This window comes from Pseudomonas sp. Sample_10, assembly GCF_004321495.1.
In the GTDB taxonomy this organism is placed as follows: Bacteria; Pseudomonadota; Gammaproteobacteria; order Pseudomonadales; family Pseudomonadaceae; genus Aquipseudomonas.
On sequence record NZ_RCOE01000016.1, the window covers coordinates 1 to 5,555 of the forward strand.

A 5,555-nucleotide genomic window follows, 5' to 3' on the forward strand; every position below is an offset into this window, starting at 1 on the left:
TCGGCGCTTGCAGTTCGCTGAACGGCTTGAGGCCGCGATCCGATTCCATGCCTTTATGCAGCGGGTACTCGGCAGTGGTCTGAGTGATCACGCGCTGGCCTTCTTCGCTGGCCATGTAGGCGAGCAATTGTTGGGCTTCTTTTGGATGTTTGCTGGATTTGATGACGGCCGCGCTGGATACGGTGATCAGTCCGCCGACGTCGCCGCCGGTGAAGTAATGCAGTTTCGAATCGAGCTGGCCTTTTTCTCGTTGCAAGGCGAACCAGTAATAGTTGTTCACCAGCACGGTGGCCACTTCGCCGTTCTCCACCGCTTTGAGTGCGACCATATTATTGCTGTAGGTCTTGCCGAAGGCGCGCAGACCGGTCAGCCACTCTTCGGCTGCGTCCATGCCGTGCACCTTGATGATCGCTACCGCTTGCTCCTGGAAGGCACCGCTGGTGGGAACGAAGCCGACCTTGCCTTGCCATTTCGGATCGGAGAATTCCATCACCGATGTCGGCAGGTCTTTTTCATCGATCAACTTGGGGTTGAACGCAACGACGCGAACCCGGGCAGTGACGCCGATCCAGGTGCCATTGCCGGCCACGTATTCCTTGGGCAAAACCGCCAAAGTGGCATCGTCAGCCTTGGCCAGCAGGCCTTGCTCGCCGAGTTTGTTCAGTGGCGGCGATTCTTCGGTGTAGATCACGTCTGCGGGAGAGCGGTCGCCTTCTTCGACGATCTGGCTGGCGAGCTGGTTGCTGCTGCCTTTGCGTACATTGACGTGAATCCCGGTCTTGGCCTCGAATGCTTTGGCAACGGCGTCGCCGACCTCTTTGTGTTGGCCGTTGTAGAGCGTCAGGGAAACTGGTTCGGCGGCTTGGGTGAGGGGGGAGGCGAGAGCCAGGCCGAGGAGGGTAATGCTCAGGCCGCGGCGCAGGGTATTTCGAAACATCATTCGCAGGGTTCCTCACTGTCGCATTGCAATAACTTGCAACAATGATAAACGATATTGTTTCTCATGTGCGTCTTTCGGGTCTGAGGAGTGTTTGCTAGAAGGGCGGGGGCGAGTTTTGTGGCGAGGGAGCTTGCTCCCGCTCGGCTGCGAAGCAGTCGTAAACCCTGAGAGTGCGGTGTAACTGTTGGAATGATGAGGAGCGCTTCGCACTCCAGCGGGAGCAAGCTCCCTCGCCACAGGGAAGTATTGGCTTGGGGTTTTCGAAAGCCAGAAACGCAAAAACCCGCTTTCGCGGGTTTCTGTGAAATTCAAGGTCGAGACCTTGAATTTGAATTGGTGCCCAGAAGAAGACTCGAACTTCCACGACCGTAAGGTCACCAGCACCTGAAGCTGGCGTGTCTACCAATTTCACCATCTGGGCAATCATCTTCAGCGATGCCGCTGTTGATGTGGCGCACTATACGGAGAGCATTTTGATCTGTAAACCCCTGATTTAAATTTAATAAATCAGAAACCCGAAATGCAAAAAACCCGCTTTCGCGGGTTTTGTGTGAGCCTTGAAATTGATCTAATCTCAAGCTCGAAATTGGTGCCCAGAAGAAGACTCGAACTTCCACGACCTTGCGGTCACCAGCACCTGAAGCTGGCGTGTCTACCAATTTCACCATCTGGGCAGTATCGACAACGTTGCCGTCGTCGATGGCGCGCACTATACGGAGCGTCTTTTTAACTGTAAACCCCCGCAATCAAAAAAACCTGGAAAATTTCACCAGCGGTCTTCAAATCAGCTTTACGGTGTCGATACAGGGCTTTAGATGGGTCGTCTTAGCCTGAAATTTCCCGTTTCATTACGCCTATGCCAAACTAACCCGCATATAGACAAGGTGAAAACTCTCTAATGGCCGATTGGCAGTCCCTCGATCCCGAGGCCGCTCGTGAAGCGGAAAAATATGAAAACCCCATTCCTAGCCGCGAACTGATCCTTCAGCATCTTGCTGATCGGGGTTCGCCTGCTAACCGCGAGCAACTGGTCGAAGAGTTTGGTCTGACCACAGAAGACCAGATCGAAGCCCTGCGCCGCCGTCTGCGCGCCATGGAGCGCGATGCTCAACTCATTTACACCCGTCGTGGCACGTATGCACCGGTGGACAAGCTCGACCTGATCCTCGGTCGCATCAGCGGGCACCGTGATGGTTTCGGTTTCCTGGTGCCGGACGACGGCAGTGACGACCTGTTCATGAGTCCGGCGCAAATGCGCCTGGTGTTCGACGGTGACCGGGCCTTGGCTCGTGTTTCCGGCCTCGACCGTCGCGGCCGCCGCGAAGGCATGATCGTCGAAGTGGTGTCCCGCGCTCACGAAACCATCGTTGGTCGCTACTTCGAAGAGGGCGGCATCGGTTTCGTGGTTGCCGACAACCCGAAGATCCAGCAGGAAGTGCTGGTAACGCCGGGGCGTAACGCCAACGCGCAAATCGGTCAGTTCGTCGAAGTGAAGATCACTCACTGGCCGACGCCACGCTTCCAGCCGCAAGGCGACGTGGTCGAAGTCGTGGGCAACTACATGGCGCCGGGCATGGAAATCGATGTCGCCCTGCGTACCTACGACATTCCTCACGTTTGGCCTGATGCTGTGCTTAAAGAAGCCGGCAAGCTCAAGCCGGAAGTCGAAGAGAAGGACAAAGAGAAGCGCATCGACCTGCGCCATCTGCCGTTTGTCACCATCGACGGCGAAGATGCCCGCGACTTTGACGACGCGGTCTATTGCGAAGCCCGTCCGGGCAAGCTGCGCCTGTTCTCTGGCGGCTGGAAGTTGTACGTGGCGATTGCCGACGTATCCAGCTACGTGAAACTCGGTTCGGCGCTGGATGCCGAAGCCCAGGTTCGCGGCAACTCGGTGTACTTCCCCGAGCGCGTGATTCCGATGCTGCCCGAGCAGTTGTCCAACGGCTTGTGCTCGCTCAATCCTCAGGTCGATCGCCTGGCCATGGTTTGCGAGATGACCATCTCCAAATCCGGCGAGATGACCGACTACTGCTTCTACGAAGCGGTGATTCACTCCCACGCTCGCCTGACTTACAACAAAGTGAGCGCGATGCTGGAAACGCCGAAGGCGACCGAAGCGCGCAAGCTTCGCGGCGAATACACCGACGTGGTGCCGCACCTCAAGCAGCTGTACTCGCTGTACAAGGTATTGCTGGCGGCCCGTCACGTACGGGGTGCGATCGATTTCGAAACCCAGGAAACCCGGATCATCTTCGGCTCCGAGCGCAAGATCGCCGAAATCCGTCCGACCGTTCGCAATGACGCGCACAAGCTGATCGAGGAATGCATGCTGGCGGCCAACGTGGCTACCGCCGAATTCCTGAAAAAGCACGAAATCCCGGCGCTGTACCGTGTTCACGATGGCCCGCCGCCGGAGCGTCTGGAAAAACTGCGCGCGTTCCTTGGCGAACTTGGTCTGTCCCTGCACAAAGGCAAGGATGGCCCGTCGCCGAAGGATTACCAGGCCTTGCTGGCCGGTATCAAGGATCGTCCGGATTTCCACCTGATCCAGACCGTCATGCTGCGTTCTTTGAGCCAGGCGGTGTACAGCGCCGATAACCAGGGCCACTTCGGCCTGAATTACGAGGCTTACACCCACTTCACCTCGCCGATTCGCCGCTATCCGGACCTGCTCACGCACCGGGCGATTCGCAGCGTGATCCATTCGAAACAGGACACCCCGCACGTTCGCCGTGCCGGTGCGATGACTATTCCGAAGGCGCGCATCTATCCGTACGACGAAGCGGCCCTGGAGCAACTCGGCGAGCAGTGCTCGATGAGCGAGCGTCGTGCCGACGAAGCGACCCGCGATGTGGTGAACTGGCTCAAGTGCGAGTTCATGAAAGATCGCGTGGGCGAGTCGTTCCCGGGCGTGATCACCGCGGTGACCGGTTTTGGTCTGTTCGTCGAACTGACCGATATCTACGTCGAAGGCCTGGTGCACGTCACCGCGCTGCCGGGTGACTACTACCACTTCGATCCAGTGCATCACCGCCTGGCGGGTGAGCGTACCGGTCGCAGCTTCCGTCTGGGCGACACTGTTGAGGTGCGCGTCATGCGCGTTGACCTCGATGAGCGCAAGATCGACTTCGAGATGGCCGAGAAAACCATCAGCGCACCAATCGGTCGCAAGAAGCGTGGCGCCGAAACCGCAGAGCCGGCGAGTAAAACCGCAGCAGAACCGGCACCGGCCAAAACCGGCCGCCGTCCTGCCAAGGAAAAGGCTGTCGAAGCCTACCGTCCGAGCGATGCCGCGGCGAAAAACGCCGAAGTGCGCAAGAGTCGTGAAATGAAACAGGCGTTGCTGGCCGGTGCGAAAAGCGGCGGTAAAGCGCCGTCTGGGGGAAAGACCGGACGGTCGACGCCTGAAAAAGCCGTCGGCGGCAAGCCAGCCAAACCGAGCAAACATCGTAAAGGCCCGCCAAAAGCGGGTTCGGCTCCAGCCAAAAGCGGCGGGGCGCGTAAACCTAAGGCCAAGCCATGAGTCAGTTGGAAAAAATCTACGGCGTGCATGCGGTAGAAGCGTTGCTGCGTCACCACCCTAAACGCGTCAAGCAGATCTGGTTGGCTGAAGGTCGCGGTGATCCGCGGGTACAGACGTTGATCGAGCTGGCCAACGAAAACCGTGTCCAGGTGGGGCAGGCCGAACGCCGTGAAATGGATGCCTGGGTTGAAGGCGTGCACCAGGGCGTCGTTGCGGAGGTAAGTCCAAGCCAGGTCTGGGGCGAGGCGATGCTCGACGAGTTGCTCGATCGCACCGAAGGCGCACCGCTGTTGCTGGTGCTCGACGGAGTGACCGATCCGCACAACCTGGGCGCCTGCCTGCGTTCTGCCGATGCGGCAGGCGCGCTGGCGGTGATCGTGCCGAAGGACAAGTCGGCGACCCTGACGCCGGTGGTACGAAAAGTCGCTTGTGGTGCTGCAGAAGTGATTCCGCTGGTGGCCGTGACCAACCTGGCGCGCACTCTGGAAAAACTTCAGCAGCGCGGCTTGTGGGTTGTCGGTACGGCGGGGGAGGCCGAGGTCAGTATTTATGACCAGGACCTGACCGGCCCGACCATTCTGATCATGGGCGCTGAAGGCAAAGGCATGCGTCGCCTGACTCGCGAGCATTGCGACTATCTGGTGAATCTGCCGATGGCCGGCAGTGTCAGCAGCCTTAACGTTTCGGTGGCAACCGGCGTCTGCCTGTTCGAAGCGCAGCGCCAGCGTGGTGTCAAGGCCAAGGCTGCCGCCAAGAAGTCCTGATCCGCTACTGTGTGTAGGAGCAAAGCTTGCTCGCGATAGGGGGTGTAGCATTCAGCATCAATGTTGAACGTTACACCGCTATCGCGAGCAAGCTTTGCTCCTACAGTCGTTTGTGGCAAAGCGAAAACAGGTGAGCTGTTCAAATAATCACCAATTACCTTGCGCCTCCTTCGCCCCTTCTCTACAATTGCGCCCCTTGCTGTGATGGCAGGCACCCACGTGTCTAGCGTCCTCAAGTCCATAAGTGTCATTCACTCCTTGTCTGACCGCTTTTGAGCGGCAGGCTACAACCCGTAAGGAGCATTCATGCGTCATTACGAAATCA

Annotated in this window: 3 protein-coding genes and 2 tRNA genes; 2 read left to right on the forward strand and 3 right to left on the reverse strand. The window is 58.3% G+C overall.

Annotated features, from left to right (window positions below):
- From D8U18_RS01460 to D8U18_RS01470, 3 genes are all read right to left on the reverse strand, one after another.
- A partial coding sequence (locus D8U18_RS01460) for an extracellular solute-binding protein (RefSeq protein ID WP_131106861.1) occupies positions 1-940 on the reverse strand: 940 nt, incomplete at its 3' end.
- Between the two features lie 334 nt (positions 941-1,274).
- Positions 1,275-1,361 (reverse strand) — tRNA-Leu (locus tag D8U18_RS01465).
- A 166-nt stretch (positions 1,362-1,527) separates the two neighbouring features.
- Positions 1,528-1,614, reverse strand: a tRNA-Leu gene (locus D8U18_RS01470).
- A 224-nt stretch (positions 1,615-1,838) separates the two neighbouring features.
- On the opposite strand from D8U18_RS01470, the gene rnr reads away from it, so the two are divergent.
- Together rnr and rlmB are read left to right on the forward strand one after the other, a co-directional pair.
- Complete coding sequence (rnr, locus tag D8U18_RS01475; protein WP_056852382.1) at positions 1,839-4,466, forward strand: ribonuclease R; 2,628 nt, start codon at positions 1,839-1,841, stop codon at positions 4,464-4,466.
- Positions 4,463-5,230 (forward strand): 23S rRNA (guanosine(2251)-2'-O)-methyltransferase RlmB, encoded by a 768-nt coding sequence (gene rlmB / locus D8U18_RS01480; RefSeq protein WP_056852383.1) that lies wholly within the window; start codon positions 4,463-4,465, stop codon positions 5,228-5,230. The genes rnr and rlmB overlap by 4 nt, the downstream gene beginning before the upstream one ends.
- Positions 5,231-5,555: the final 325 nt, after the last annotated feature.